Origin of the sequence: Nocardia brasiliensis (assembly GCF_011801125.1) — a bacterium.
GTDB classification, from domain to species: Bacteria; Actinomycetota; Actinomycetes; order Mycobacteriales; family Mycobacteriaceae; genus Nocardia; species Nocardia brasiliensis_C.
Genome location: NZ_CP046171.1, coordinates 1,957,372 through 1,983,026 on the forward strand (window position 1 = coordinate 1,957,372; position 25,655 = coordinate 1,983,026).

Sequence of the window (25,655 nt, forward strand, 5' to 3'; positions counted from 1 at the left end):
AGCCTAGTGCGCGCCGACGGCGCGGACGGCGGACTCGGACATGTCGGCTCGGACATTCCGGCCGGTGTGGTCTAGGGTCCGCCGCATGCAGACATTCGGCAGGATCATCGCGATCGCCACCATGACCGCGGCGGCGGGCACGCTGGTCGCGTGCGGCTCGGACGACAAGCCGTCGCCCGCTCCCTCCACCACCTCGGCCGCGCGGGCCGCCACCTCGGCCGCCGCAGGTCCGACCCAGAGCAAGGGCCGGGAATGCACGGCCGACGACATCGCCGTGAGCGGTGAGTTCGGCGCGGCGCCGACCATCACCATCCCGAACGACTGCGATCCGCCGAAGCAGCTGATCACCAAGGACCTGAACCCGGGCAGCGGTCCCGGCGCCGAACCGGGCCAGCAGCTGACCATGAACTACGCGCTGATCACCTGGTCCAACAAGCAGAAGAAGGACAGCTCCTTCGACCGCGGCAAGCCCTTCCAGCTCACCCTCGGCGCAGGTCAGGTCATCCAGGGCTGGGACAAGGGGTTGGTCGGTGTGCAGCAGGGCGCGCGCAGGCTGCTGATCGTGCCGCCGGACCTCGGCTACGGCGCGGGTGGGCGCGGCATCGCGCCGAACGAAACCCTGGTTTTCGTCACCGATGCCGTGTCGATCGGAAAGTAGGGGGCCGGGCGACCGGCCGAGTGCAGCCCGTCCCGGCCGGTCAACTAACCTGGTCGGGATGCGTACGCCGCGTCCCTCGCCACCCGGCGGGTGCCGGTGTCCCGGAGCATGTCCGGGATGACGGGGGATCGCGTCTCAACCAGAACAGACGACGAACAAGGAGCATGTCCGTGAAGAGCACCGTCGAGCAGCTGAGCCCGACCCGGGTCCGGATCAATGTCGAGGTGCCCTTCGAGGAACTGCAGCCCGACTTCGATCGCGCGTACAAGGCACTGGCCAAGCAGGTCAAGATCCCCGGTTTCCGTCCCGGCAAGGCGCCGGCCAAGCTGCTCGAGGCCCGTCTGGGTCGCGGCGCCGTGCTCGAGCAGGTCGTCAACGACGTGCTGCCCGGCCGCTACAGCGAGGCCGTCACCGCGGGCCAGGTGAAGGTCATCGGCCAGCCCGAGATCGAGATCACCAAGATCGAGGACGGCCAGGAACTCGCGTTCACCGCCGAGGTCGATGTGCGCCCGGAGATCACGCTGCCCGCCTACGAGGGCATCGAGGTGACCGTCGACGCGTTCACCATCGGCGACGAGGACATCGAGGAGCAGTTGCTCTCGCTGCGCCAGCGATTCGGCACCCTGACCGGTGTCGAGCGGGCCGTGCAGGACGGCGACTTCGTCTCCATCGACCTGTCCGCCACGGTGGACGGCGAAGAGGTGCCCGAGGCGGCCACCACCGGCCTGTCCCACGAGGTCGGTTCCGGCCAGCTGATCGAGGGCCTCGACGAGGCGCTCATCGGCCTGAACGCCGGTGAGTCCAAGGAGTTCACCTCCACCCTGGTGGCGGGCGAGCACGCGGGCAAGGAAGCGGTCATCACCGTCACCGTGCAGTCGGTGAAGGAGCGCGAGCTGCCCGCCGCCGATGACGACTTCGCCCAGCTGGCAAGCGAATTCGACACCCTCGACGAGCTGAAGGCCGACCTGCGCACCCGGGTGGAGCGCAGCAAGAAGGTGCAGCAGGCCGGCGAGATCCGGGACAAGGTGCTCGAGACCCTGCTCGAGCAGGTCGAGGTGCCGCTGCCCGAGGCCGTGGTCAAGGCCGAGATCGACGCCGTCACCCACGACGCGGTGCACGGCTTCGACCACGACGAGGCCAAGCTGGCCGAGGCGCTCGAGGCGCAGGGCTCCAGCCGCGAAGAGTTCGACAAGGACGCCAAGGAGTCCGCCGAGAAGTCGGTCAAGACCCAGCTGCTGCTGGACGCGATCGCCGAGGCCGACAACACCCAGGTCGGTCAGGAAGAGCTCACCGAGCGCATCCTGTTCCAGTCCCAGCGCTACGGCCTCGCGCCGGAGCAGTTCATCCAGCAGGTGCAGCAGGCGGGTCAGCTCGGCGCGATCTTCGCTGACGTCCGCCGCGGCAAGGCGCTCGCGGGCGTGGTCGGCAAGGTCAAGGTGACCGACTCCGCGGGCAACACCGTGGACACCGCCGAAATGTTCGGTGCGCCTGAGGATTCCGCCCCGGAGGTCGACGCCGAGATCGAGACGACCGAAACCGCCGAGGCGAAGGCAGAGTAATCGAGTCGGCGCAGTTGAGCGCCAGCGAAGTTGCGCTGTGAGCGAGCGAAGCGAGTGAACCGAAAGCACAGCGCGACCTCGCTTACAGTGCGGCTGAGCGCCAGCGAAGTTGCGCTGTGAGCGAAGAAGGGCGGTACCGGGAGTTCGGTGCCGCCCTGCTTCGTTAATGTTTGTGACAACGAACCAGAGATGGCCGTCGGCCAGCGAGCCGGTATGAGAAGGCAGGTATCCGTGACAAGTAATCAGGCAGGGATCGCTATGACGTCCGCGACTGCTGGGCTCAACCTCAGCGATTCGGTGTACGAGCGCCTGCTTCGCGAGCGCATCATCTTCCTCGGCACCCAGGTCGACGACGACATCGCGAACAAGATCTGCGCGCAGATCCTGCTGCTCACGGCGGAGGATCCGACCAAGGACATTTCGCTGTACATCAACTCGCCCGGTGGTTCGGTGACCGCCGGTATGGCCATCTACGACACCATGCAGTTCGCCGAGTGCGACATCCGCACCGTCGGCATGGGCCTGGCCGCCTCGATGGGCCAGTTCCTGCTCACCGCGGGCACCAAGGGCAAGCGTCTGGCCCTGCCGCACGCCCGGATCATGATGCACCAGCCGTCGGCCGGTATCGGTGGTTCGGCCGCCGACATCGCGATCATGGCCGAGCAGTTCGCGCACACCAAGCGTGAGCTCAACGAGCTGCAGGCGCACCACACCGGCAAGTCCGTGGAGCAGGTCACCGCCGACGCCGACCGCGACCGCTGGTTCACCGCCAAGGAGGCCCTGGAATACGGCTTCATCGACCGGGTCGTCAGCCACGCGAACCAGACCGGCGGCGTGAGCGACAACTAGGCGAGTTCGGCGAAGCCTCGTCCGTTCCCGCGTACCAGCCGCTTACCCACAGAGACTTTGGAGACCAAGATGGCCAACCAGTTTGACCCACGCGCACTCGGCGGTATGGCGCCGCAGGGCCCGCAGTCGCGCTACATCCTGCCGTCGTTCATCGAGCACTCGAGCTTCGGCGTCAAAGAGTCCAACCCGTACAACAAGCTGTTCGAGGAGCGCATCATCTTCCTCGGCGTGCAGGTGGACGACGCCTCCGCCAACGACGTGATGGCGCAGCTGCTGGTGCTGGAGTCGCTCGACCCCGACCGCGACATCACGATGTACATCAACTCGCCCGGTGGCTCGTTCACCTCGCTGATGGCCATCTACGACACCATGCAGTACGTGCGCGCCGATGTCGCGACCGTCTGCCTCGGTCAGGCCGCCTCCGCCGCCGCGGTGTTGCTCGCCGCGGGCACCCCCGGCAAGCGCGCCTGCCTGCCCAACGCGCGCGTGCTGATCCACCAGCCCGCGCTGGAGGGTGGCATCCAGGGTCAGGTCTCGGACCTGGAGATCCAGGCCGCCGAGATCGAGCGCATGCGTCGCCTGATGGAGACCACGCTGGCCCGGCACACCGGTAAGGACGCGGACACCATCCGCAAGGACACCGATCGCGACAAGATTCTTACCGCCGAAGAGGCCAAGGAATACGGGATCGTTGATACGGTGTTCGACTATCGCAAGCTCAGCGCACAGAAGTGAGTTCGTCGCGAATCGCCGTTTCCCGGCGGTGATTCGCGGGCGAATCGCGTTACCTCACGGAGTTCCGGCCGGGAAGCACGCCATGCGGCATGCTGCCCGGCCGGACTGCTTCAGCAACAATGCCGGTGCCGAAACACTTCGGTCCTCGGCGTCGATGAACAAGCGGCCGGAGCTCCACCAGGCCGTCGGAATGACAGAACGCGCTCCGGTGCCGTGAGAACTCGCACAACCCGGCGGAGAAACATGCTCGAGTTGTCGACCTCCATCGCACACACCAGGTACGGTCAACCTAGGGACCTTTGCTCCCGGTTGACAGCACTGCCGTAACACACCGGAACCGGTCGACGCGTTTTCGACCACGCCGCGGTGCCGACAAGCAAGGCGGCAGATGACTGGCAACCTGGACGACGGTTGCACGCGGACAAGGAAGTAGGGACCCACGAGATGGCGCGCATCGGAGATGGCGGCGATCTGCTGAAATGCTCGTTCTGCGGAAAGAGCCAGAAGCAGGTCAAGAAGCTCATTGCGGGACCAGGGGTGTACATCTGCGACGAGTGCATCGATCTGTGCAACGAGATCATCGAGGAAGAACTCGCCGAGTCCAGCGAGGTCAAGCTCGACGAACTGCCCAAGCCCGCGGAGATCCGGGATTTCCTCGAGAACTACGTCATCGGGCAGGACACCGCCAAGCGCACGCTCGCCGTGGCCGTGTACAACCATTACAAGCGCATTCAAGCTGGCGACAAGGGCCGCGACAGCCGCGGCGAGGTCGTCGAGCTCACCAAGTCGAACATTCTGATGCTCGGGCCCACCGGCTGCGGCAAGACCTATCTCGCGCAGACCCTGGCCAAGATGCTCAATGTTCCGTTCGCCATCGCCGACGCGACCGCGCTGACCGAGGCAGGCTATGTCGGTGAGGATGTGGAGAACATCCTGCTGAAGCTGATCCAGGCCGCCGATTACGACGTCAAGCGCGCCGAGACCGGCATCATCTACATCGACGAGGTCGACAAGATCGCCCGCAAGAGCGAGAACCCGTCGATCACGCGCGACGTCTCCGGCGAGGGCGTGCAGCAGGCGCTGCTGAAGATCCTGGAGGGCACCCAGGCGAGCGTGCCGCCGCAGGGCGGACGCAAGCACCCGCACCAGGAATTCATCCAGATCGACACCACCAACGTGCTGTTCATCGTGGCGGGCGCGTTCGCGGGCCTGGAGAAGATCGTCTCCGACCGCACCGGCCACCGCGGCATCGGCTTCGGCGCAGAGGTCCGCTCCAAGGCCGAGGTCGACACCACCGACCACTTCGCCGAGGTGATGCCCGAGGATCTGATCAAGTTCGGTCTGATTCCCGAGTTCATCGGCCGGCTTCCGGTCGTCGCGTCGGTGACCAACCTGGACAAGGATTCGCTCGTCAAGATCCTCTCCGAGCCGAAGAACGCGCTGGTCAAGCAGTACATTCGGCTGTTCGAGATGGACGGCGTCGATCTCGAGTTCACCACCGACGCGCTCGAGGCGATCGCCGACCAGGCCATCCTGCGTGGCACCGGTGCCCGCGGTCTGCGCGCCATCATGGAGGAAGTCCTGCTGCCGGTGATGTACGACATCCCCAGCCGCGACGACGTCGCCAAGGTGGTCGTGGATTCCGACACCGTCACCGAGAACGTGCTGCCGACCATCGTGCCGCGCAAGGCGCAGCGCGCCGAGCGCCGGGAGAAGTCCGCATAGTTCCCGCTGAGTCATTTCTCGGAGAAGCCACCGCGACTCGCGGTGGCTTCTCCGGTTTTATGGTCGAGGAATCTGGGTAATCTGAGGTCAGGGTTGAGTAGACAGCCCAGCTCTGGATGGCATCGGCGCATCAGGGCGAAAAGTATTGCCGGCAACCGGTTCCGTTGCCGTGCGCGACAGGGCCGAGGTCCTCATGTCGACAACATTCGCTACGTCAGCATCCCCCGTCAGCACCATGTCGAGAGCGGTGTCCATCCCGCATCGAGCCGGGCCGCCGCGTCGCGCCATCGCCGCGCAGCCGCCCGGTCCCCGGGATCGACTTCGCGTTTCCCTCACCGCGCCGAGCGACACCATCACGCTGTGCGCGCTGGCCGGCGAGGTCGATTTCTATACCGCGGAGCTGTTGCGGAGCCGGCTGTTCGGTGCGCTCGGCAATCGCGCGTCCACCGTGGTCGTCGACCTGTCCCGGGTGACGTTCTTCGGCGTGGCCGGACTGCGGGTGCTGCTCGAGGCCAGAGCCAGGGTCGAGGCGGACGGTCACCGGATTCGCCTGGTCACCGGCGCGCGCTGCGTCGATCGGCTGCTGGCCGCGGCCCGTGACGTCGCGGTCTTCGACATCGCGGACAACCTGGCCGACGCGGTGCTCGCCGCCTGAACGCCGTCCGAGGCGCGGTGGTCACTACGATTCGAGCATGTTCGCCCACCGACGCCTCGAGCGGAAGATCGACGCACTGCACGCCAAGCTGGATCTGATCCTCGATCATCTGGGGATCCAGGAACGGCCGGACCTCATCACGGCCAAGCCCATCCCGGCGATGCCGGTCGCGTCCGTGCCGGGGTCGTTCAGCTGGGCCGAGATCGACGATCTTTTGGCGCTGGGCAAGAAGATTCAGGCCATCAAGCGGTTCCGTGAGCTCACCGGCGCCGGGTTGAAAGAAGCGAAAGACGCTGTGGACCAACGCGAACGCGAACGCGGGTACTGAACCGGCGCGCTGTGTTGCTCAGAGCGGCACCGGTCGCTCGTGCACCACATGCTTCATCACCAAGGTCGAGGTGAGATGCTGCACGCCGGGCAGCGTCGCCAACCGCTCGTCGTAAAGCTGTTGGAACGCAGGCAGATCCGCGGCCACGACGCGCAGCAGGAAGTCGGGGTCGCCGAAGAGGCGCTGTGCCTGCAGCACGTGCGGTACCTCCGCGACCGCCTGTTCGAACGCGGCGACGGTGGGGCGATCCTCCTGCCGCATCGTGACGAACACCAACGCCTCGAAGGTCATCCCGACGGCCGCCGCGTCGACCACCGCGCGATAGCCGCGGATCACGCCGGACTTCTCCAACTCGCGTAGCCGACGGTGGCACGGCGACAGGCTCAGCCGCACCCGGGCGGCCAGTTCGGTGATCGTCAAACGGCCGTCGTGTTGCAGCTCGGCAAGAATCTTCCGGTCGATGCGATCCATGACGAAGATTCTTCCACAATTGGACGCTCACCTGCGAAAGGTTGGAATCACCTCCCGCTAGATCGCGCCTATCCTTCCTGGGGTTGCTGGTTCGAGGGAGAGGGTTTGCGCATGGCTGTCGGGTACATCGTCGCGTTCTGGACGGTGTCGGTACTGCTGATCCTGGTGCCGGGGGCGGACTGGGCGTACGCGATCGCCGCCGGTTTGCGGGAGTCGTCGGTGGTGCCCGCGGTCGGTGGGCTGTTGCTGGGGTACGTCGCGTTGACCGCGGTCGTCGCCGCGGGTGTCGCGGCCGTCGTCGATCGCAATCCTGTTGTGCTGACCGCGCTTACGGTGTTCGGCGGGCTGTATCTGATGTGGCTCGGGGGCACGACGCTGGTAGCGTCGAGTGCGCCCACTGCGGTTCAAGGTGAGGGGCATCCCGCACCGTGGGGTGCCAGCCTGTTGCGTGGGATCGGGATCAGCGGCCTGAATCCCAAGGCGCTGTTGCTTTTCGTGGCATTGCTGCCGCAGTTCACCGACCGGACCGGTAACTGGCCGCTCGCCGCCCAGATCGGCACCCTCGGGCTCGTCCACACCCTCAGCTGCGCGGTGATCTACCTGTGCGTCGGCGTGCTGGCCAAGACGGTGCTGCGCGCCCGCCCGACGGCCGCCCGCATCGTCACCCGCATCTCCGGTGTAGCCATGCTCGTGATCGGCGGACTACTACTGGTGGAACGACTGGTCTGAGCAGGTCGGTCGGCGCGGTTACGGGCGGTTCGCAGCGAACGCGAGCCGCGCCTCGACCTCGGGAACGGCTGCCCCGTCCCGCACGACGCCGAGGCGGTTCCCGTACTCACCTTCGTCCCCGCAGAAGACGCGCAGTACCTCGTACTCGATCACCTGACGAGTCAACCACGTTCACGCACAAGGGGTTGCGGTGCTGCCACGGTGGTCACAGGGGTTATGGATCGTCCGCAACACCACGCGTCTGCACAGTGCGGCTCGCCTGCGTGGGCGAACACTGCCGAACGGTTCAGTCGTGGCCGAGGGTGGGGTGGGGGCGGTAGGGGGATTCGAGGGTGGTGATTTCGTCTTCGGTCAGGTGTAGGGGGAGTGCGGCGATCGCGTCGTCCAGGTGTTGCGTTTTGGTGGCGCCGAGGATCGGGGCGGTGATGCCGGGCTTGCCGAGGAGCCAGGCGAGGGCGATCTGGGCGGGTGGGAGGTCGCGGGCGGCGGCGACCTCGCGTACCGCGTCGACTACGTCGAAGTCGTTGTCGGTGTACATGTTCGCGGCGATGTGGTCGGAGCTGGAGCGGTCGGTGGTGCGGCGGCCGCCGCGTTCGCGCGAGCCGCCGAGCACCCACGCCCACGACGCGGGATCCCCGTAACTCATCATCCCCAGGCAGATCCGCGACACGGTGAGGCCGGTGTTGCCGAGCCACCACGTCGATCGTGGTGTCCGAGCCGGTGCCGCGCCGTCCGCTACCTATCCCGGTGCGGCACAAGCCATAGCGAGCGCGCCCCCGGGCACCTGCCCTCGGGGAGGTTATGCGCGTGCGGTGCCGACGAGCCCGTTCTCGGGACGCGGCCATGGCTGGTTGGGGTTCTCGCGGATGTGCTCGGTGGCGCGCGCGATCGCTTGGCTGTAGCGCGAATTCGCGGCGTCGTGGGTGAGCAGGGCGACGCCGATCATCACCGGCGCGACGGCGTGCACGCCCGCGTCGAACCAGCGGCCGTCGCGCACGTGCGGGTAGGTGTTGAGCCCCACGGTCAGCGCGAGCAACGCGACCTCGGCGGCGACGACCTGCACCCGGCTGTCGAGCACGCCCCACTCGGTGATCTTGGTGGTGCCCACCATGATGATCACCAGACACACGCTGATCATCGCCTCGACCAGGTAGCTGAACCAGTAGAGGGGATCGCTCGCGCCGTCGGGTGCGATGTTGTGCTGCACGTTGACCGCCGACCACAGCATGCCCGCGATCACCACGCCGGCCAGCGCGCGCAGCGACCACGTGCGGTGCCGATACAGCGACGCCAGCTGCGCGTGCGGGCTGGATTCGCGGCGCTGCGCGGCGATCGCCTTGCGTGCCATCAGCAGATCGCGGATGTCGGCCTTGTCGATCGCCTCCTTGGTCTGCCTGGCGCGGTCGGCCGCGGCGGACACCGCCTGGGCGTACTTCCACCGCTGTCCGCGCTCCTGCGTACGGATGCGTTCGGCGAGCTCACGCTCGGCCTCTAGCTCGTCCTCGGCCAGGACGTCGGTCAGCGCGGGATCGAACTGGTAGGCCAGCCGACCGCGGGCCCGCTCGACCCGCCTGGCCAGCTGTGCGACTTCGTCGATGGGGTGTTCGTCGGGCATGCGGCTCCAAAAGTGGATGTGCTGAACGGAACTCGACAAATAGCAAGACGCCGGGCAGCCCGCTCACCGGGAGCTGGGTCTCAGCTCGATGAGAGGGTATCGGACGAGCGGCATCGATACCCACTCTTCCTAGTCGATTCCGCGCGCCAACGACACGCCACGCGGCCGATCGCACCGAAAAACGCGGCGCGTCACTCCGGTTCGATGGCCATGTCGGATTGGCTCCAGAAGGCGCGCATGCGCAAGATCTTGCCGGATTCGTCGAATTCCATGAAGTCGATCGGCGACATCGTGAAGCGCTGGCCGCCCGCGCGCGTGACGATCGTGAACTGGAAGGCCACCTCGTTGCCCGCGACGCGCACCGAGTCGGCGCGCAGTTCGGTCTCGCGGTCGAGGGGGGCGAGGATGTCGTAGAACTCGCGAATGGCTTCGTGGCCGTGCCGGACCGCGGACCCGACCGGGTCTTCGACGGTCGCCTCCGGCGCGTAGAGCTCGACGATGGCCTCGGTCGGTCCCGACCCGACCAACTCGACGTACTTGGTCACGACGGCACGGATCTGCTCGGACATCAGGACTCCCGCGGAATTGGAACGTGTTCTAATTCCGGCAGCGTAGCAGTACGTCCGCGCGGAGGAAACGGCGACGGGCGGGATCGTCGCGCATCCCGCCCGTCGCCGGTCGCTTCCCGCTATTCGGCGGCCGCCAAGCCTGTGCGCAGGTCGGCGAGGATGTCGTCGATGCCCTCGATGCCCACCGCGAGCCGGACCAGCCCCGGGGTGACGCCGGAGCTGAGCTGTTCGTCCGGGGTCAGCTGGGAGTGCGTGGTCGAGGCCGGGTGGATGACCAGCGAGCGCACGTCACCGATGTTGGCGACGTGGCTGTGCAGGGTCAGTGCCTCGACGAACCGCTTGCCCGCGTCCACGCCGCCGGCGAGTTCGAACCCGATCACCGCGCCCGCGCCGCGCGGCGCCAGCGTCTTCCCGCGTTCGTACCACGGCGAGGACGGCAGGCCCGCGTAGGACACCGACGTGACTTCCGGCCTGCTGCTGAGGAATTCGGCGACCTGATGGGCGTTGCTCACGTGCCGCTCGATACGCAGGCTCAGCGTCTCCAGACCCTGGCTGATCAGGAACGCGTTGAACGGCGAGACCGCGGCACCGAGGTCGCGCAGCAGTTGCACGCGTGCTTTGAGTGCGAACGCGGGTGCGCCGAGGTCGGCGAAGACCGCGCCGTGGTAGCTCGGGTCGGGTGTGGTGAAGCCGGGGAAGCGGGACTGTCCTTGCGCGTCGGTGACGGTCCAGTCGAAGGTGCCGCCGTCGACGATGACACCGGCGATGGCCGCGCCGTGTCCGCCGAGGTATTTGGTCGCCGAGTGCACCACGATGTCGGCGCCGTGCGCCAAGGGCTGGATCAAATACGGTGTGGCGACGGTGTTGTCGACGATGAGCGGAATGCCCGCGGCGTGCGCCACCTCGGCGATGCCGGGGATGTCGAAGATGTGATTCTGCGGGTTGGAGATGGTTTCGCCGTAGAACGCCTTGGTGTTCGGGCGGATCGCCGCGCGCCACTGGTCCAGGTCGTCGGGGTCCTCGACGAAGGACACCTCGATGCCGAGCTTGGGCAGCGTGTAGTGGAACAGATTGTAGGTGCCGCCGTACAGGCGCGGGCTGGACACCAGATGATCGCCCGCGCCCGCGAGGTTGAGGATCGCCAGCGTCTCCGCCGCCTGCCCGGACGAGAGCAGCAGCGCCGCAACGCCGCCCTCGAGGGCCGCGATGCGCTGCTCCACCGCGTCCTGGGTGGGGTTCATGATCCGGGTGTAGATGTTGCCGGGTTCGGCCAGGCCGAACAGCGCTGCGGCGTGGTCGGTGTCGCGGAAGGTGTAGGAGGTGGTCTGGTAGATCGGCAGCGCGCGGGCGCTGGTCGTGCCGTCGGGGACCTGGCCGACGTGGACCTGCTTGGTCTCGAAACTCCACGTTGCGGACGGGTCGGGCGACACGGTGGACTCGGTCATCGGTGCTCCTGGACGGGTTGCGGCGGCTAGTTGGTGATCAGGGTGGTTTCGACCGGTGTGGTCGCGGTGCTCAGATCGAGCACCGGGCAGTGCGCGTCGACCGCGGACTGGAGTTCGGCGTAGCGCTGGGCGGTCTCCGGCCCGGAGATCCGGACGGTCACCCGTACGGCCTGGAAACCGGCCCGGACGCTGTCGTCCAAGCCGAAGAAGCCGCGGACGTCGAGATCCCCCTCGGCCGCCACAGCGAGTTCGTCGACGGTGATGCCGAGTCGCTGGGCCCAGAAGCGGTAGGTCACCACCTGGCAGGAGATCAGCGCGGCGAGATACACCTCGACCGGATTCGCGGCGGTGTCCGCGCCGCCGAGCGTGGGGGGCTCGTCCACTCGGACGGTGTGTTTGCGCGCGGTGATCGTGCTGCCCACGGTGCCGTCCGGGGTGCCTGCGGCGCGGAACACCACCAGCGCGTTCGCGGGGTCGGCCGCGACCGCCTGTGCGGTGGCGTCGCCGATGTCGTTGAGCGGAGTGCTCAGATCAGTGGTCACGGCTGTGACGGTAGGAAGCGGGGCGCGCCATGGCGATGGTTTGATTCGGACAGAACTCAACGGTGGACGCCGCTGCCATGGTCCTTCGTTCGACGCCTGCGGGGGCGGTCAAGCAATGGATCCGCTCGGTCGTCGAACGGTCGGCGGCGCTTCGAGCCGTCGCGAAGTCCCCCCAAAGTTTGGCTTGCCCCCGCAGTCGCTGTTCTCTTGTCGGCATCGGCGTTGACGGGACACGGTGACGATCGGGAAACCGATCGCGCCCGGTGCCGGAAATCGCCGTTGATCTCCCGTGGTTCGCCGTTGAACCTTGATCCCGCGCTGATGCTTTCGTAGATTCTGTCGTATCGACCGGGCGCGGCGTTACCCCCGTTTCGGGGGGCGAACCGGGAGCCGCTGTCCGTCCTATTTGCCCGTTGTGTGCCACTCGATTACTGCTCTCAACGGCCCCGTTCCAGAAAACTCATCGCTAACTCCACCGAAACGGTCCCGGTGTGTCGGCCTTGTGCTGCCGGTGAAGTGCTGTTTACTCGGTCCGGTCAACCAGATGTTCGAGTGACGAGTGGAAGCGGAGGAGACATGGCACTGCCTACCATGACCGCGGAGCAGCGCACTGAGGCGCTGGCCAAAGCGGCAGCGGTCCGCAAGGCGCGCTCCGAACTGATCGGCAAGGTGAAGGCGGGCAAGGTTTCGGTCGCCGATCTGCTGAAGAAGGCCGACTCCGACGAGCTGGTCAAGAAGACCAAGGTCGCCGCGGTGATCAAGGCTCTGCCCGGTGTCGGACCGGTGAAGGCGGCCAAGCTGATGGACCAGGCCGAGATCCCGGAAGATCGTCGTATCGGTGGGCTCGGCGCGCGGCAGCGTGCGGCCCTGCTCGACGCCCTGAAGGACTGACGGGGCTAAGCGGACCGAACCAGCTCCAACCTCGGTGGCGTGGCTGAGCCCCGCGCACGACCGCCGACGCGCGGTACGGACGACGTAGCTCAGCCCCCAACCGCACAGACAGTTCGAACGCCCCACAGTGCCGGCACGGGCTGTGGGGCGTTGTCGTCGCTAGCGTTTGCGGCGCGGAAACCGGACGGTGATCGGGCTCGGATCCGACATCGGCAGATCGCCGCGCGGTGGCAGCAGCACGCAGGCCGCGGCGAGTACCACCAGCAGTGCCGAGGCGACCACGCTCAGCGTGAAGCTCACCGTGGACATCCCCGCGGGCTGGTGCAGCAGGTGGTACCCGACATGCGGCACGCTGAACACCAGCCAGCCGAGGCCCGCGATCCGCGCCACGGTGGTGCCGTCGACCACCAGCGCCGCGACCGAGACCGCGGTCAACGCGAGGAAGAACGCGCCGACGTCGGCCGCCAGATGATGGTTGTACGGGCCGTCCGCCGCCACCCACCGCATGCCGAAGCCGGGAAAGCTGGTGTACCACGAGTGCGGCGCCGCGGTCGCCCACAGCCCGCTGACCGCGCCCTGAACAGCCAACACCGCCAAGATGATCCGGGTCGCCAGCAAGCGGCGGCGGTACTGCTCGAAACGCATCCGCACGCGCAACCCCTCCTGCGTGCCCCGTACCGAAATCCGCATCGGTCTCTCCGTTCCCGCGAACCGCTCCGATCACGTAGGTGCCACGGTAAATCCGGCAATCGGGCCGGGCAAGGGTGCGGTGGCGCCGCGTCTAGGCCGGTAGCGGTGTGGCGCTCGCGGCGACGACCCGCTCCGGATGGGTGTAGACGTTCATCGTGTCGCCGCGCAGGAACCCGACCAGCGTGAGTCCCGCCTCGGCGGCGAGGTCGACCGCGAGCGAACTGGGCGCGGAGACCGCGCCGAGCATCGGGATGCCCGCCATCACCGCCTTCTGCACCAGCTCGAACGAGGCGCGCCCGCTCACGATGAGCACCAGATCGGTTGCGGGAACCCGGTTCTGGCGCAGCGCCCAGCCGATCACCTTGTCCACCGCGTTGTGCCTGCCGATGTCCTCGCGCACAGCGAGCACCGTGCCGTCAGCGTCGAACAATCCGGCCGCGTGCAGCCCGCCGGTGGCCTCGAACAGATTCTGCTTGCCGCGCAACGTTTCCGGCATGGCGCCGAGGGTGTGCGCGTTCACCTCGATGCCCTTCTCGGTGACCGGATAGCGGGTGTTCTTGCGCACCTCGTCCAGCGCGGTCTTGCCGCAGAGCCCGCAGGCGCCCGTGGTCAGGAAGTTGCGGGTCTGCACCGGGACCGGATTGCGCAGCGTGAGATCGAGGACGTTGTAGGTGTTGCGGCCGTCGTCGTCGGTGCCCGAACAGTAGCGGGCCGCCATGATGTCCTCGGCGACGCCGATCATGGCCTCGCTCAACAGGAACCCGTGCACCAGGTCCACGTCGTTACCCGGGGTGCGCATCGTCACGGTCAGCGATTGCCCGCCGATCCGGATCTCCAGCGGCTCTTCGACGGCCAAGGTATCGGGGCGCTGGACCTCACCGGTCGGCGAGATCCGGCGCGTGCGGCGGCGGGCGGTGACTCTACTCATTAGTGGCACGCTGCAATCTGATGGTGACCGATTTGGAGACCGGAGTGTTCGACCGTGCCGCGACATGATCAAGTGGCACAAGCGGATTAGTCTCGGGATAGTAGGCGGCCGCGTTCCCGCGCGGGGTCGGATAGCCGACCAGCCGGAACCCGCGCACGCGCCGCTCGGTGCCGTCGGTCCACTCCGAGATCACGTCCACCAGTTCGTCTTCGGCGAAGCCGAGCGCGGCGATGTCCTCGGGGTGTACCAGCACCACCTTGCGGCCGCCGTGCACGCCGCGGTAGCGGTCGTCCAGGCCGTAGATGGTGGTGTTGTACTGGTCGTGGCTGCGCAGCGTCTGCAGGATCAGCCTGCCCTCCGGGACCGGGGTCCAGGTGAGTTCGTTCACCGCGAAGTTGGCTTTGCCGGTGGTGGTGCGGAATTCGCGGTTGTCCCGGGGCGGGTGCGGTAGGACGAAACCGTTGCGGGCGCGCACCCTGGCGTTGTAGTCGGCGCAGCCCGGCACCACCCGCGAGATCGCGTCGCGGATGGTGTCGTAGTCGCGGCGGAACCGCGCCCACGGCACCGGATGATCCGCGCCGAACAGGGTGAGGGCCAGGTCGCACACGATCGCGACCTCGCTGCGCAGGTGCTTGCTCACCGGCTCGAGCCTGCCGGTGGACAGATGCACCATCGACATCGAATCCTCCACCGACACCTGCTGTTTCAAGCCGTCGCGCAGGTCCTTGTCGGTGCGGCCGAGCGTCGGCAGGATCAACGCGGTCGTGCCGTGCACGACGTGGCTGCGATTGAGTTTGGTGGAAATCTGCACGGTCAGCGCGCAATTGCGCAGCGCGGCCTCGGTCACCTCGGTATCGGGGGTCGCGGAGACGAAATTTCCGCCCATCCCGACGAACACCGAGGCTCTGCCGTCGCGCATGGCGCGGATGGCGTCCACCGTGTCCATGCCGTGCTTGCGCGGGCTGGTGATGCCGAACTCCTGATCCAGCGCGGCGAGGAAGGACTCCGGCATCTTCTCCCAGATGCCCATGGTGCGGTCGCCCTGCACGTTCGAATGTCCGCGCACCGGACAGACGCCCGCGCCCGGCTTGCCGATCATGCCGCGCAGCAACAGCAGGTTCGTCGCCTCCTCGATGGTGGCGACACCGTGCGACTGCTGGGTCAAGCCCATCGCCCAGCAGATGATGACGTTCTTCGCCTCGGCCAGATACTTGGCGGTGCGCTCGATTTCGGCATGGCTCAGCCCGGTCGCGGCCAGCACGGTGTCGAAATCGACGGCGCGGGCTTGCTTTTCGTACTCGGCGAAGCCGGCGCAATGCGCGTCGACGAACTCCCGGTCGAGCACGGTGCCCGGTGCGCGATCCTCGGCCTCGAACAGGAGCCTGCCGAGCGCCTGGAACAGCGCCATGTCGCCGCCGAGCCGGATCTGCAGGAAGTCGTCGGCGATCGCGACCCCGGTGGTGAAGCCCTTCACGGTCTGCGGATCGCGGAAGCCGAGCAGCCCGGTCTCGGGCAGCGGGTTGATCGCGATCACCCTGGCGCCCTTGGACTTCGCGTCCGCCAGCGCGCTGAGCATGCGCGGATGATTCGTGCCCGGATTCTGCCCGGCGACGATGATCAGGTCGGCAGCGGCGAAATCATCGATCGACACCGAGCCTTTGCCGATGCCGATCGAACTAGTCAGCGCCGCTCCCGAGGACTCGTGGCACATGTTGGAACAGTCCGGCAGATTGTTCGTGCCGAAGCTGCGGACCAGCAGCTGATAGAGGAATGCGGCCTCGTTGCTGGTGCGCCCGGAGGTGTAGAACACCGCTTCGTCGGGAGAAGCCAAGGCGCCCAGGTGATCCGCGATCATCCGGTAGGCGTCGTCCCACCCGATCGGTGCGTAGTGCGTATCGCCGGGACGCAGCACCATCGGATGGGTCAGCCGGCCCTGCTGGCCGAGCCAATAGCCCGATTTGCCGGCCAGCTCCTCGATCGAATGCGCGGCGAAGAACTCCGGGGTGACCGTGCGCAGGGTCGCCTCCTCGGCAACCGCCTTCGCGCCGTTCTCGCAGAACTCGGCCGGGCGGCGATGACCCGTCGGTTCCGGCCACGCGCAACCGGGGCAGTCGAAGCCGTGCACCTGATTCACCCGCGTCAAGGTGCGGGCGGTGCGCAGCACACCCATCTCCTCGACCGCGCGGCGCAGCGACACCGCGACCGCGGTGACACCCGCCGCCTGCTCCTTCGGCGCGGAGACGGTGAGCTCGGACTCGTCGATATCCTGGGTCGGCCCGTTACGGTGCATAGTTCGTATTGTCCTCTTCGCAGTGTCTGAGTCGGGCAGTGGACCGGCTACCTCGATGGTATGCACTCGTCGCGTTCAGGGGGCGGAACATGCGCGCCACCCCCTGCGCCGCGCCGAGCCGCGGCACAGTCCGGGAGTGGCGCGCCGGAGTTGGCTCCGCGTTGGCGCACAGAGCATTACGATGCTAGTGATCCGCACGCAGCACGCGGCGGCTGACGGACACCGTCGGCCCCGCCGCACTACCGCGGCGACGGCGGAGCTACGCCTAGCGAGAGCATGGCCGATGGGGATGTTGGCACCAGCCGTTGCGCGTGTCGGCGCGCTGGGCCGGCAGGCGGGAACTCGGCATGCGAGACAAGCGATCAGCTGTGCGATGGGACTGCTGTGCGCCGTCGCGATGAGCGGTGGGGCGGCCGGTGCGGCGAGCGGTGGGGCGGCCGGTGCGGCGAGCGTTCGAGATGCGGCGGTGGACAAGGGGTTCGTGCGCTCGGCAGGTTCCGTTGGGCAATTCGTCAGTGGGGAACGGGTGTCCGGCGGAGTGGTGTTGGTGCGGCAGCGCACGAGTCCGAAACGGGTGTCCGGCGGGGTGGTGTTGGTGCAGCAGCCCACGAGCCCGAGGCCGCCGGACAGTGGTGGCACGTGGGACGGGGTTGTGGTGCTTCCTCCACCACCTCCTCCTGTTCCTTCCGGTGGGGGAGCGCGGCGTGTTCCTGCTCAGTCCGATGCGAGTGGGACCTTCGATGTGGCTGGGACGCGGGACGCGGTCGGGGCGCCTGGTCCGGCGCAGGTTCCGCCAGCTCCTCCGCCAGCTCCTCGGCCGCCGCTACCTCCTGCTGTTCCTTCTATCGGGGGAGCGGGGGATGTTCGTGTTCAGCCGGATGGGAGTGGGACCTTCGATGTGGCCGGGACGCGGGACGCGGTCGGGGCGTCTGGTCCGGCGCAGGTTCCGCCAGCTCCTCCGCCAGCTCCTCGGCCGCCGCTACCTCCTGCTGTTCCTTCTATCGGGGGAGCGCGGGATTTTCGTGTTCAGCCGGATGGGAGTGGGACCTCCGATGGGACCGGGACGCGGGACGGGCCGGTCGCGCCGCAACCTCGGCAACCCGCACCCTGCGGGCAGGGGGATGGGCCGACGTGCCCGGGAACGCCGGGCGATCCGAAGCCCGGGCATCCGCGGCCGGATTCGGGGCCGGTCGACCCCAAACCTGGTGATCCGAAGCCGAGTGATCCCAAGCCGGGTGACCCGGGGCCTGGTGACCCGGGGCCGGGTGGTCCCAAGCCTGGTGACCCGGGACCGGGTGGTCCCAAGCCTGGTGACCCGGGACCGGGTGATCCCAAGCCTGGTGACCCGGGACCGGGTGATCCCAAGCCTGGTGACCCGGGACCGGGTGATCCCAAGCCTGGTGACCCGGGACCGGGTGATCCCAAGCCAGGAGATCCGCAACCGGGGGATCCCAAGCCCGGTGGTGCCGTTGATCCGCAGACGCCCGTTGTCCCGGTGCCGCCGCCGGTGCCACCGGTGGTCGTTGCGCCGGTGCGGCCGCCGGGGCCGGTTGTTCCGCCGCGGAATCCGGCGCGGGCGCCCGCCGATTCCCCGCCGGAGCCCGCACCTCAACCTCCACCACCGCGTGAATCTTCCCGCCCGGCATTGGCTCTCATGCCGAGCGCGGTCGGTCCCGGCACCGATGTCAGGGCGAGCGGGCAAGGGTGCGATCCGCAGGCTCCGGTGCGAGTGGCGATCGGGGATGTCGCCATCGGCACGACCGTGGCCGGGGCGGACGGTGCGTTCGACGTGCCGTTGGCCACCGGTGCGGTCGAGGTGGGTCGGCACGAGGTGACCGCGAAATGCGGACCGACGCTGTCCGCCCCGCTGGACGTGGTGCTGGTCAGCAGCATCGGCTCCGGTACCGGCACAGTGACCGTGATCGTCTTCGTCCTGTTGTTCGGCGGCTGGTACTACGGCCATCGCCTCGTTTCGCATCTACCGGCGCGGAGGGGCGGATGAGCGGACCGCATCGCGGCATCGGAGTTCTGCTCGGGCCGATGCTATTGCTGACGATGCTGCTGTGGCCGGCGGCCGCGGCGACGGCGCGACCCGACGGAGTCGACATGTCCGCCAATTTCGACGGACACGACATCGCGGACACCTCCGTCGAGGAGCCACTGCGCCTCGAGCCGGACAGCACCGTGCGGGTCGCGATCGAGTTGTCCAACAAGACCGGCGCACCGGTCGAGATCCGGCACGTGGACCTGGCTGGGCAGGTGTTGGGGTTGACCTTCTTCTCCTACTCGACCGCCGTCGAATTGACCATTCCGCCAGGCGGTTCCGAATCGCTGCGCTACCGACTGGAGTTGCGTGGCCTGCAGGGGCAGGCGGTCGGGTTCCTCGGCGGCGAACTCGCGGTCTACGGCGCGGACAACGCGAGGGTCGCCGCCATACCGTTGATCACCGATGTACGCGGGTCGCTGTGGTCGGTATACGGGTTGTTCGGCGTCGCGCTCGCGATACTCACCGCGTTGGCTCTGGCCGACGCCGCGTTGGCGGTTGCGCGCCATCGGCTTTCGGTGAACCGCTGGCAGCGCGGGCTGCGGTTGCTCGCACCGGGACTGGGGATCGGCCTGGTGTTCGCGTTCACCGCGTCGGTGGCGCGCTGGTGGGTGCCGGATACCGGATTGTGGCTGGCCTTCGCCGGTGTCACGGCCGCCGTCTCCTTCCTGCTCGGCTATGCGGCGCCGACGCCGGAGCCCGACACCGAGGCAGCCGACGAGCCGGACGAGAGCGCGGAACTCGACGTCCAGCGACTCCCCTCCGATGGACCCCGGCCGTGACCGAGCAGGGGGAGCGGGTGCGAGAGGCGTTGCCCGCCTACGACATCGGCGCCGAACTCGGCCGCGGCGGGTGCGGGGTGGTGCTCGCGGGCACCCATCGCAGGCTGCGTCGACCGGTGGCGATCAAGCAGGTTCCGGCGCAGTTCGTGCACGGCGAACGGGTCCGGCGGCGCTTCGTCGCCGAGGCCAGGATGCTCGCCGCCATCGACCATCCGCATGTGGTGCGGGTCTTCGACTACCTGGAACACGAGGAGCTGTGCCTGCTCGTGATGGAGTACCTGCCGGGCGGCAAGCGCCGCCGTTACCTACGCCGGACCCGTCGGCGTACCCCTCCCGCCACCGAGTAGAGAGGCATCGCCGACTTGGACGAGTGACCACGAGGAAATGGTGGCGGCATCGCGCGAGTAGCCTCCGCCACCAGTTCCTCGTGATCGCTTGTCCAGGAGTAGATGCCGGGTACCGGTGCGGTCCGAGGCGACTGGCGCGATGCAGTCGAGCGGGCTAGGGGGCGGGGTTTTCGGGGTGGTAGGTGAGGACGCGGTTGCTGATGCGGAGTCGCCAGCCGGGGTGGAGTTCGGTGGGGGAGGTGGTGATTCGGGTCCACTCGTCGGTGTCGGGTGGGGCGATGAAGGTGCCGGAGGTGGATTCGGCCTCGCGTACCAAGACCTTGCCGTCGTCCACCGAGACGTAGGTGTGCACCCGCGAGACGTGGCGGTCACGTTGGATCACGATCGGCGCGGCGGTGGCGGCGCGCACCGTTTCGTCGGCTTGCGGTCCGCGCCCGATCACGTACGGGCGATCGAGCGGATAGGCCGTACCGTTCTCCAGAACCAGCGCCCCGACCGCCCGCTCCAGCACCGGCCGCGTCACCCGCAGTCCGCGGTGCTGCGAAGGCTGGGGCAGCGCAACAGGTTCCGGCCATCCGCCCGGCCGGCGCACCTGCGACCAAGCCAGTGGCCGATCCGCCGCAGCCGTGCTCCCGACCGGCGGCCGCGGTCGAGGCAGTATCCGGCCGAGCCGCCGCGGCTGCACGATCGAAGCGCCCACTCCCGCCCCGGCATTCGTGCCCGCCCGTCCCTCAACACTCGAGCCCCGCCCTGAATTCGCCTCCGCGCCTTCGCCTGCGGTCGTGTGCCCACCCGCGTTCGCACCGGCCTCCGCGCCTACGCCGCCGCCTGTGCTCGCACCAGTCCCCGCGCCCACTCCGCCTGTGCTCGCCCTTGTGTCTGCGCCGGTGCGTTCGACAACGTCAGCGTTCGTGCCCGTGCACGCAGCTGCGCCCACGCCGTGCTCTGCACTCGTGCCTGCGCCTCTTCCTGTGTTCGTGCCGGTACCTGTGCGTGTGTTCCTATTTGCGCCTGCGCCTGCGCCTGCGCCTGCGCCTGCGCCTGCGCCTGCGCCTGCGCCTGCGCCTGCGCCTGCGCCTGCGCCTGCGCCAGCGCCAGCGCCTGCGCCTGCGCCAGCGCCAGCGGCCGGGCCGTTGCCTCTGGCTTGGCCGTCATTCGTGTTGGCCCCTGAGCTCGTGGCTCTGCCAGCATTTGTGCCCGTGCCCGTGCCCGTGCCCGTGCCCGTGCCCGTGCCCGTGCCCGTGCCCGTGCCCGTGCCCGTGCTTGCGCCTCGGCTTGTGCTCGTGCCCGCATGCGGTGCGGTTGATCGTGCCCTTGAATCTTGTGCTCGAGAAGCGGCGCCCTCGCTTGCGTTCGTGCCTGCTGATTCCGCGACAACCATCGGCGTTGCTGAGCGTGCAGATGATGCGGTTCTGATCGCGTCGGATTCGCCGGTTGGTTCGGGTGTGGCGTCGAATCCTGAGGCGGCGGTTGCCTCGAGTTCGTTGGTCGGGATGGTTGGTCGTGCCGTAGCGCGTTTGGGTGGGTTGGCTGCGGATCGTGTGGGGTTCGTGGCTGATCGTGCCGCCGAAGCTTGCGCTCGAGAAGTGGCGGCCTCGCTTGCGTTCGCACCTGCTGCTGACTCCGCGACATCCTTCGGTGTTGCTGAGCGCGCAGATGATGCAGTTCCGATCGCGTCGGATTCGCCGGTTGGTTCGGGCATGGCGCCGAATCCTGAGGCGGCGGTTGCCTCGAGTTCGTTGGTCGGGACGGTTGGTCGGGCCGCTGTGCGCTTGGTTGGGCGGGCGGTGACCCGTGCGGGTTTGTCGGCTGCGGTGGCTGATGGTGCGGCGGAAGATGCTGCGATCGCGTCGGATTCGCCGGTCGGTTCGGGTGTGGCGCCGAAACCCGAAGCGGCGGTTGCCTCTAGCTCGTCGGTGGAGACGGTCGGCCGTGGCGTGCCGTTGCGTGTGGCTGCCGCGGGTAGTACGGGTTGGTCGATTGGTCCTGCTGGAGCGCCGTTGCGCGTGGCTGCCGCGGGTTGGTCGGTTGGCTGTGCGGGGGCGCCGTTGCGGGAGGTGGGTCGCGCGGGTTCGGCGGGGGACGGGGTGGACGGTCGTTTTGGCCGAGCTGTGCCGTTTGAGCCAGCCTTGGATGACCTTGTCGCGGCGGCACAATCGAGGGTGCCCGCGTCAGATGGTCCAGGGTGGATGACCGATGGGTGCTGGGATGCGGTGCGGCGGTGGGCGGTGCGGTCTACCGCCGGGTCCGGTGTTTCGATGGGGTGGCGGGGCGCACGGCGGAGCGCGACATTCAGGACGAAACCGCCGCCAGGGACGACGCCCGCGCGGAGGTCGGTGCGGGGCAGGGGTTTCGGGGACGAAACCGCGGCCGCGCCGATCGCGATGCGGCGGAACGGTTCTCGGACTATCTCGTCGACCCAGGTGAACGCGCGGGTGCCGTCGAGGCGCCGGGTGCCTTCCGCGCCGCTGATCTCGGCGCGCACGGGACCGCGGAGCAGGATGAGGGTGCCCTCGGCGGTGGGTGCGAGGACACCGAAGTGCTGCGGTTCGGTGGGGTCGGCGAAAACCACGGCGGCGAGGCGGTGAACCAGTGCCGCACCGGGGTGGTCGAACTCCGCGACTGCCTCGATCGTGCCGAGAATTCGCTCGGTGGAAGCGGTTTCACCCGACAGGTAGACGACAATGCCACCGAAGCGCGCGACCAGGCCGTTGCCCGGTGCGATACCAACGGTGAACGGTTTGCTGCGCACCCGCGCCCTCCTTCCCGGCGCACTACCGATATCCGAAGCCAGCATAGAGCGTGAACCTGAGGCAAACCGGTGTCTCGGCCGCCCTCGGACCACCGCACGCGGACCCGCCGCCCCCGCCTGCCTCTCGCCCCCATCCGTCGAATCCAGCACCGCCGGTACACATCTGATTCCCGCACCGCTACTCGCCCGGCCTGCGACAACCCGACCGGCCCCGTCATGCGCCACACCCCGCGACTGTGGTCACCATCTCGCCCGCAACCACCCCGCCCACTTCCCGAACACGCCAACGCCCGCGCCCGGACGGCCGAGCATCGTGCACCGATGACCTCGCCCCACTGTCGAGCAGCCCCACCACCCGGTCATCAACCGCCCGACGCCCCCCGCTCGGCTCGGTTGGTGAATTCGTCCACTACTTGGTTCGACAGTCCGGCGCGTTGTGCCTGTCGCAGCTCGTCCGGTCCTCATCCAGCCAGCGCTCAGCGCTCAACGTGCCTGCTCATGTGGTGATTTCGTCCACTACCTGGCGTGGCGTCACCCCGAGCACGCCTTGGTCGACCAGCGCCCGCCCCGCGGCGAGCGCGGTCACCGCGGTGGCGATCGACCTCTTTCCGCGCAGCGAGGGCGCGACGCGGAAGGCTCAACAGCCCGGTGCGCCCTGCCTGTCGCAGCCCATGATCGTCTTCCAACTGGTGACCGGTGGCCCAACCTGCCCTGCTCAGCTGTGCATTCGGCCACCGATCAACGGACGAATGCGACCCTGTCTCAGCTCGTGAATTCGTCCGCGTGTTCCCGCAGCCAGGTGGTGAAGGTGCGGGCCGGGTGGCCGGTGAGGGTGGTCACGGTGTCGGTGAGGGGGATCGGGGTGCCGTCGTAGCGACGCCAGTGATCGAGCAGCCCGTCGGCGACGAACCCGGGCAAATGTGGCGCCATCTGCTGTTTCCATTCCTCGGGTGTGACTTCGGCGATCTCGACGGGCCTGCCGATGACCTCGGCGACGCGGTCGAACTGTTCGCGGAAGGTGAGCGCTTCGGGGCCGGTCAGAGTGTGCTGGGCGGCACGGTGTTTCGGTTCGGTGAGCACCGTGCGGGCGCAGGCGGCGATGTCGAGTTCGTGGATCGGTTCGGCGTAGGCGTTGGGATAGGGGAGGCTGACGGGCTGCCCGGCCTTGATCGGGCCGGCCCAGAGCCGCGCGTTGCTCGCGAAGGTGCCGGGGCGCAGCACGGTGGTGGTCATCGGCGCCTCGGCGAGTCCGATCTCGGTGTCCAGGTGGGCTTTTCCGATCGGGTTGGCGGCCACGTCGGGGTCGAGCACGGAGGTCGAGGAGAGCAGCACGATGTGGTCGACGCCGGCTTCGTGTGCGGCGGAGACGAATTCGTCAATCGCCGCGGGTTCGGCGTAGAGGAACACCGCGTCGACGCCGGCGAGTGCGGCGGCGAAGGTGCTCGGATCGGTCAGGTCGCAGGCGACGGCGGGCACGTCGGCGGGCAGCGCGAGTTCGTCGGGTCGGCGCGAGCCGACGCGCACGCTGTGGCCGTCGGCGCGCAGCAACTGGAGTAGGCGGGTGCCGACCGCGCCGCGGCCGCCGGTGATGAGAAGCATGGGAATCCTTGGGGGAGTGGTGCATTGACCGCACTCGCGGATCGGCGCAGCGCCGCATCGGGGCGAGGACGGAGGGTGATGACGAACATTGTTCGTTGAAGTCGACGGTACGAGACGAACGGTGTTCGTGTCAAACAATGTTCGTCATGACGTATGCTCGCCCCATGAACGAAGCGCCTGTGAGCCGTCGAGCGCGCCCAGCCAAGGCGCCGTTGAGTCGCGACGTGATCGTCGAGACCGGCCTGCGCATCCTGGATCAGGACGGCCTCGCCGCCCTGACCATGCGCCGGGTCGCGCAGGAACTCGATACCGGTGCGGCGTCGCTGTACGTCTACGTCGCCAACCGCGACGACCTGATGGCCGCCATGCTCGATCACGTGCTCGGCATGATCGAGGAACCGGCCGACGGCACCTGGCGGGAGCGGCTCGTCGCGCTGGTGGAATCGGCGATCGCGGTGATGAGCAGGCACGAGGGCGTCGCACTCGTCGCGCTCGGCTCGATCCCGACCGGAGCGAACGCGCTGGTGCTCGTGGATCGCATGCTCGCGCTGCTCGCCGAGGGCGGGGTCGCCGAGCAGACCAACTCGTGGGCCGTGGATCTGCTGTTTCTCTACATCACCGCGGCCGCCGCCGAGCAGAGCGCCTACAACACCAAGCGGATGCGGGCCGAAGAGCACATCGCGGAGGTGACCGCACGCTACGCCGCGCTATCGGCCGAGCGTTATCCGATGATCGTGGCGATGCGCGAATCCTTGACCGTGGGGGACGGCGACGCGCGCACACAGTGGGCGCTTCGCGTGCTCATCGACGGCATACTCGGCACGCCGGTCACCTGGACCCGATAATAGGGTCGTGTCTGTGATCCGTCCGGCGACCGAGGATGACCTGCCTGCCCTTCAGCAAATCGAGATCGCGGCGGGAAGACCGTTCGCAGAGATCGGGATGACCGCTGTCGCGGAGGACGACCCGCCCGCACTGGAGATACTGCGTGAGGCCCAGCAGGCCGGGCGCGTCTGGGTGTGGACCGACGATGCCGACCCGCCGATCGGCTACCTGATGGCCGAGCTGGTCGATGGGGACGTGCACATCGACCAGGTCTCCGTGCACCCCGACCATCGCGGCAGGCGGATCGGCAAACAGCTGATCGATCACGCCGTTCGCTGGGCCAAGGCGCGCGGAACGCGGGCGATGACCTTGACCACCTTCACCGAGGTGGCCTGGAACGGTCCGTACTACGAGCGGATCGGGTTCCGCTACCTCGCCGACGAGGAGCAGACGCCGGGCCTGCACGCGATTCGCAACGCCGAGGCCGAGCACGGCCTGGACGACTGGCCGAGGGCCTGCATGCGCGCGGACCTCGACGCCTGGTCGTTCGACGAGACCACCTCGGGGAGTTGAGCCGCTCGTCAGCGGAATGTGAGTTGGCCGTCGGCCGGGTCGCGCGGGTGGACG

Annotated in this window: 28 protein-coding genes; 15 read left to right on the forward strand and 13 right to left on the reverse strand. The window is 68.1% G+C overall.

The window, feature by feature from the left end; all coding sequences use genetic code 11:
- The first annotated feature begins 85 nt into the window (after positions 1-85).
- The 7 genes from F5X71_RS08760 to F5X71_RS36875 all read left to right on the forward strand — a co-directional run bounded on the left by F5X71_RS08760 (position 86) and on the right by F5X71_RS36875 (position 6,509).
- On the forward strand, positions 86-658 hold the full coding sequence (locus F5X71_RS08760) for an FKBP-type peptidyl-prolyl cis-trans isomerase (RefSeq protein ID WP_167461493.1): 573 nt from the start codon (positions 86-88) through the stop codon (positions 656-658).
- 170 nt (positions 659-828) lie between these two features.
- Entirely contained in the window at positions 829-2,217 is a 1,389-nt protein-coding gene (gene tig, locus F5X71_RS08765) for a trigger factor (RefSeq protein WP_167461494.1), read from the forward strand.
- Between the two features lie 258 nt (positions 2,218-2,475).
- Entirely contained in the window at positions 2,476-3,066 is a 591-nt protein-coding gene (locus F5X71_RS08770; protein WP_167461495.1) for an ATP-dependent Clp protease proteolytic subunit, read from the forward strand.
- 69 nt (positions 3,067-3,135) lie between these two features.
- On the forward strand, positions 3,136-3,801 hold the full coding sequence (locus F5X71_RS08775) for an ATP-dependent Clp protease proteolytic subunit (RefSeq protein WP_167461496.1): 666 nt from the start codon (positions 3,136-3,138) through the stop codon (positions 3,799-3,801).
- A gap of 444 nt (positions 3,802-4,245) precedes the next feature.
- A complete protein-coding gene (clpX, locus tag F5X71_RS08780; RefSeq protein ID WP_029895224.1) occupies positions 4,246-5,526 on the forward strand; it encodes an ATP-dependent Clp protease ATP-binding subunit ClpX in 1,281 nt (426 codons plus the stop codon).
- 235 nt (positions 5,527-5,761) lie between these two features.
- The gene (locus F5X71_RS08785; RefSeq protein ID WP_167461497.1) at positions 5,762-6,181 is read left to right on the forward strand and encodes an STAS domain-containing protein; all 420 of its coding nucleotides are present in this window, start codon (positions 5,762-5,764) and stop codon (positions 6,179-6,181) included.
- Between the two features lie 37 nt (positions 6,182-6,218).
- A complete protein-coding gene (locus F5X71_RS36875) occupies positions 6,219-6,509 on the forward strand; it encodes a ribosomal protein L7/L12 (RefSeq protein WP_167461498.1) in 291 nt (96 codons plus the stop codon).
- Between the two features lie 18 nt (positions 6,510-6,527).
- On the opposite strand, the gene F5X71_RS08795 is transcribed toward F5X71_RS36875, so the two are convergent.
- Entirely contained in the window at positions 6,528-6,980 is a 453-nt protein-coding gene (locus tag F5X71_RS08795; RefSeq protein ID WP_167461499.1) for an Lrp/AsnC family transcriptional regulator, read from the reverse strand.
- A 111-nt stretch (positions 6,981-7,091) separates the two neighbouring features.
- Here F5X71_RS08795 and F5X71_RS08800 point away from each other — a divergent pair, with 111 nt between their 5' ends.
- Positions 7,092-7,709 carry a LysE family translocator gene (locus F5X71_RS08800; RefSeq protein ID WP_167461500.1) on the forward strand — a complete coding sequence of 206 codons (618 nt, stop codon included), beginning with the start codon at positions 7,092-7,094 and terminating at the stop codon, positions 7,707-7,709.
- 18 nt (positions 7,710-7,727) lie between these two features.
- Here the strand turns inward: F5X71_RS08800 and F5X71_RS37415 are convergent, their stop codons facing one another.
- The 6 genes from F5X71_RS37415 to F5X71_RS08830 form a co-directional block, all read right to left on the reverse strand.
- Positions 7,728-7,862, reverse strand: a complete 135-nt coding sequence (locus F5X71_RS37415) for a hypothetical protein (protein ID WP_275106775.1) — start codon at positions 7,860-7,862, stop codon at positions 7,728-7,730.
- Positions 7,863-7,995: 133 nt separating this feature from the next.
- On the reverse strand, positions 7,996-8,355 hold the full coding sequence (locus tag F5X71_RS08810) for an aldo/keto reductase (protein WP_238815790.1): 360 nt from the start codon (positions 8,353-8,355) through the stop codon (positions 7,996-7,998).
- A gap of 153 nt (positions 8,356-8,508) precedes the next feature.
- Entirely contained in the window at positions 8,509-9,324 is an 816-nt protein-coding gene (locus F5X71_RS08815; RefSeq protein WP_167461501.1) for a hypothetical protein, read from the reverse strand.
- A 191-nt stretch (positions 9,325-9,515) separates the two neighbouring features.
- Positions 9,516-9,893: a nuclear transport factor 2 family protein gene (locus F5X71_RS08820; protein WP_167461502.1), complete on the reverse strand. Its 378-nt coding sequence runs from the start codon at positions 9,891-9,893 to the stop codon at positions 9,516-9,518.
- A gap of 119 nt (positions 9,894-10,012) precedes the next feature.
- On the reverse strand, positions 10,013-11,338 hold the full coding sequence (locus F5X71_RS08825) for a bifunctional o-acetylhomoserine/o-acetylserine sulfhydrylase (protein WP_167461503.1): 1,326 nt from the start codon (positions 11,336-11,338) through the stop codon (positions 10,013-10,015).
- 26 nt (positions 11,339-11,364) lie between these two features.
- The gene (locus tag F5X71_RS08830) at positions 11,365-11,880 is read right to left on the reverse strand and encodes an OsmC family protein (RefSeq protein ID WP_174817028.1); all 516 of its coding nucleotides are present in this window, start codon (positions 11,878-11,880) and stop codon (positions 11,365-11,367) included.
- Positions 11,881-12,456: 576 nt separating this feature from the next.
- Here F5X71_RS08830 and mihF point away from each other — a divergent pair.
- A complete protein-coding gene (gene mihF, locus F5X71_RS08835; RefSeq protein WP_029895202.1) occupies positions 12,457-12,771 on the forward strand; it encodes an integration host factor, actinobacterial type in 315 nt (104 codons plus the stop codon).
- 159 nt (positions 12,772-12,930) lie between these two features.
- Here the strand turns inward: mihF and F5X71_RS08840 are convergent, their stop codons facing one another.
- From F5X71_RS08840 to F5X71_RS08850, 3 genes are all read right to left on the reverse strand, one after another.
- Positions 12,931-13,461, reverse strand: a complete 531-nt coding sequence (locus F5X71_RS08840) for a hypothetical protein (RefSeq protein ID WP_167461504.1) — start codon at positions 13,459-13,461, stop codon at positions 12,931-12,933.
- A 91-nt stretch (positions 13,462-13,552) separates the two neighbouring features.
- Positions 13,553-14,389: a formate dehydrogenase accessory sulfurtransferase FdhD gene (fdhD, locus tag F5X71_RS08845; protein ID WP_167461505.1), complete on the reverse strand. Its 837-nt coding sequence runs from the start codon at positions 14,387-14,389 to the stop codon at positions 13,553-13,555.
- Positions 14,382-16,679, reverse strand: a complete 2,298-nt coding sequence (locus F5X71_RS08850; RefSeq protein ID WP_167461506.1) for an FdhF/YdeP family oxidoreductase — start codon at positions 16,677-16,679, stop codon at positions 14,382-14,384. Before F5X71_RS08850 ends, fdhD begins: the two co-directional genes overlap by 8 nt.
- A 1,729-nt stretch (positions 16,680-18,408) precedes the next feature.
- Between F5X71_RS08850 and F5X71_RS08855 the strand changes: the two genes are divergently transcribed.
- From F5X71_RS08855 to F5X71_RS08865, 3 genes are read left to right on the forward strand one after another with little or no spacing between them, the layout of a single operon-like run.
- Positions 18,409-18,681: a hypothetical protein gene (locus F5X71_RS08855; protein ID WP_167461507.1), complete on the forward strand. Its 273-nt coding sequence runs from the start codon at positions 18,409-18,411 to the stop codon at positions 18,679-18,681.
- A complete protein-coding gene (locus F5X71_RS08860; protein WP_167461508.1) occupies positions 18,678-19,505 on the forward strand; it encodes a hypothetical protein in 828 nt (275 codons plus the stop codon). Before F5X71_RS08855 ends, F5X71_RS08860 begins: the two co-directional genes overlap by 4 nt.
- Positions 19,502-19,852 (forward strand): protein kinase domain-containing protein, encoded by a 351-nt coding sequence (locus F5X71_RS08865; protein WP_167461509.1) that lies wholly within the window; start codon positions 19,502-19,504, stop codon positions 19,850-19,852. The genes F5X71_RS08860 and F5X71_RS08865 overlap by 4 nt, the downstream gene beginning before the upstream one ends.
- 154 nt (positions 19,853-20,006) lie before the next feature.
- Here the strand turns inward: F5X71_RS08865 and F5X71_RS08870 are convergent, their stop codons facing one another.
- Together F5X71_RS08870 and F5X71_RS36520 are read right to left on the reverse strand one after the other, a co-directional pair.
- The gene (locus tag F5X71_RS08870; RefSeq protein ID WP_167461510.1) at positions 20,007-20,375 is read right to left on the reverse strand and encodes an FHA domain-containing protein; all 369 of its coding nucleotides are present in this window, start codon (positions 20,373-20,375) and stop codon (positions 20,007-20,009) included.
- A gap of 293 nt (positions 20,376-20,668) precedes the next feature.
- Positions 20,669-21,007, reverse strand: a complete 339-nt coding sequence (locus F5X71_RS36520) for a hypothetical protein (protein WP_194250761.1) — start codon at positions 21,005-21,007, stop codon at positions 20,669-20,671.
- 1,030 nt (positions 21,008-22,037) lie between these two features.
- On the opposite strand from F5X71_RS36520, the gene F5X71_RS08880 reads away from it, so the two are divergent.
- Positions 22,038-22,658: a hypothetical protein gene (locus F5X71_RS08880; protein WP_167461511.1), complete on the forward strand. Its 621-nt coding sequence runs from the start codon at positions 22,038-22,040 to the stop codon at positions 22,656-22,658.
- A gap of 708 nt (positions 22,659-23,366) precedes the next feature.
- On the opposite strand, the gene F5X71_RS08885 is transcribed toward F5X71_RS08880, so the two are convergent.
- Positions 23,367-24,203 carry an SDR family oxidoreductase gene (locus F5X71_RS08885; protein WP_167461512.1) on the reverse strand — a complete coding sequence of 279 codons (837 nt, stop codon included), beginning with the start codon at positions 24,201-24,203 and terminating at the stop codon, positions 23,367-23,369.
- 164 nt (positions 24,204-24,367) lie between these two features.
- On the opposite strand from F5X71_RS08885, the gene F5X71_RS08890 reads away from it, so the two are divergent.
- Positions 24,368-25,048 carry a TetR/AcrR family transcriptional regulator gene (locus F5X71_RS08890; protein ID WP_167461513.1) on the forward strand — a complete coding sequence of 227 codons (681 nt, stop codon included), beginning with the start codon at positions 24,368-24,370 and terminating at the stop codon, positions 25,046-25,048.
- A gap of 97 nt (positions 25,049-25,145) precedes the next feature.
- Entirely contained in the window at positions 25,146-25,601 is a 456-nt protein-coding gene (locus F5X71_RS08895) for a GNAT family N-acetyltransferase (protein WP_238815791.1), read from the forward strand.
- Positions 25,602-25,655 lie beyond the last annotated feature (54 nt).

Bases quoted from the DNA above. Each gene is read 5' to 3' on its own strand.
- F5X71_RS08760 (WP_167461493.1), top strand. From the start codon at position 86: ATGCAGACATTCGGCAGGATCATCGCGATCGCCACCATGACCGCGGCG.
- F5X71_RS08770 (WP_167461495.1), top strand. From the start codon at position 2,476: ATGACGTCCGCGACTGCTGGGCTCAACCTCAGCGATTCGGTGTACGAG.
- F5X71_RS08775 (WP_167461496.1), top strand. From the start codon at position 3,136: ATGGCCAACCAGTTTGACCCACGCGCACTCGGCGGTATGGCGCCGCAG.
- clpX (WP_029895224.1), top strand. From the start codon at position 4,246: ATGGCGCGCATCGGAGATGGCGGCGATCTGCTGAAATGCTCGTTCTGC.
- F5X71_RS08785 (WP_167461497.1), top strand. From the start codon at position 5,762: ATGTCGAGAGCGGTGTCCATCCCGCATCGAGCCGGGCCGCCGCGTCGC.
- F5X71_RS36875 (WP_167461498.1), top strand. From the start codon at position 6,219: ATGTTCGCCCACCGACGCCTCGAGCGGAAGATCGACGCACTGCACGCC.
- F5X71_RS08795 (WP_167461499.1), bottom strand. From the start codon at position 6,980: ATGGATCGCATCGACCGGAAGATTCTTGCCGAGCTGCAACACGACGGC.
- F5X71_RS08800 (WP_167461500.1), top strand. From the start codon at position 7,092: ATGGCTGTCGGGTACATCGTCGCGTTCTGGACGGTGTCGGTACTGCTG.
- F5X71_RS08810 (WP_238815790.1), bottom strand. From the start codon at position 8,355: ATGAGTTACGGGGATCCCGCGTCGTGGGCGTGGGTGCTCGGCGGCTCG.
- F5X71_RS08815 (WP_167461501.1), bottom strand. From the start codon at position 9,324: ATGCCCGACGAACACCCCATCGACGAAGTCGCACAGCTGGCCAGGCGG.
- F5X71_RS08820 (WP_167461502.1), bottom strand. From the start codon at position 9,893: ATGTCCGAGCAGATCCGTGCCGTCGTGACCAAGTACGTCGAGTTGGTC.
- F5X71_RS08825 (WP_167461503.1), bottom strand. From the start codon at position 11,338: ATGACCGAGTCCACCGTGTCGCCCGACCCGTCCGCAACGTGGAGTTTC.
- mihF (WP_029895202.1), top strand. From the start codon at position 12,457: ATGGCACTGCCTACCATGACCGCGGAGCAGCGCACTGAGGCGCTGGCC.
- F5X71_RS08840 (WP_167461504.1), bottom strand. From the start codon at position 13,461: ATGCGGATTTCGGTACGGGGCACGCAGGAGGGGTTGCGCGTGCGGATG.
- fdhD (WP_167461505.1), bottom strand. From the start codon at position 14,389: ATGAGTAGAGTCACCGCCCGCCGCCGCACGCGCCGGATCTCGCCGACC.
- F5X71_RS08850 (WP_167461506.1), bottom strand. From the start codon at position 16,679: ATGCACCGTAACGGGCCGACCCAGGATATCGACGAGTCCGAGCTCACC.
- F5X71_RS08860 (WP_167461508.1), top strand. From the start codon at position 18,678: ATGAGCGGACCGCATCGCGGCATCGGAGTTCTGCTCGGGCCGATGCTA.
- F5X71_RS36520 (WP_194250761.1), bottom strand. From the start codon at position 21,007: ATGACGGCCAAGCCAGAGGCAACGGCCCGGCCGCTGGCGCTGGCGCAG.
- F5X71_RS08885 (WP_167461512.1), bottom strand. From the start codon at position 24,203: ATGCTTCTCATCACCGGCGGCCGCGGCGCGGTCGGCACCCGCCTACTC.
- F5X71_RS08890 (WP_167461513.1), top strand. From the start codon at position 24,368: ATGAACGAAGCGCCTGTGAGCCGTCGAGCGCGCCCAGCCAAGGCGCCG.
- F5X71_RS08895 (WP_238815791.1), top strand. From the start codon at position 25,146: ATGACCGCTGTCGCGGAGGACGACCCGCCCGCACTGGAGATACTGCGT.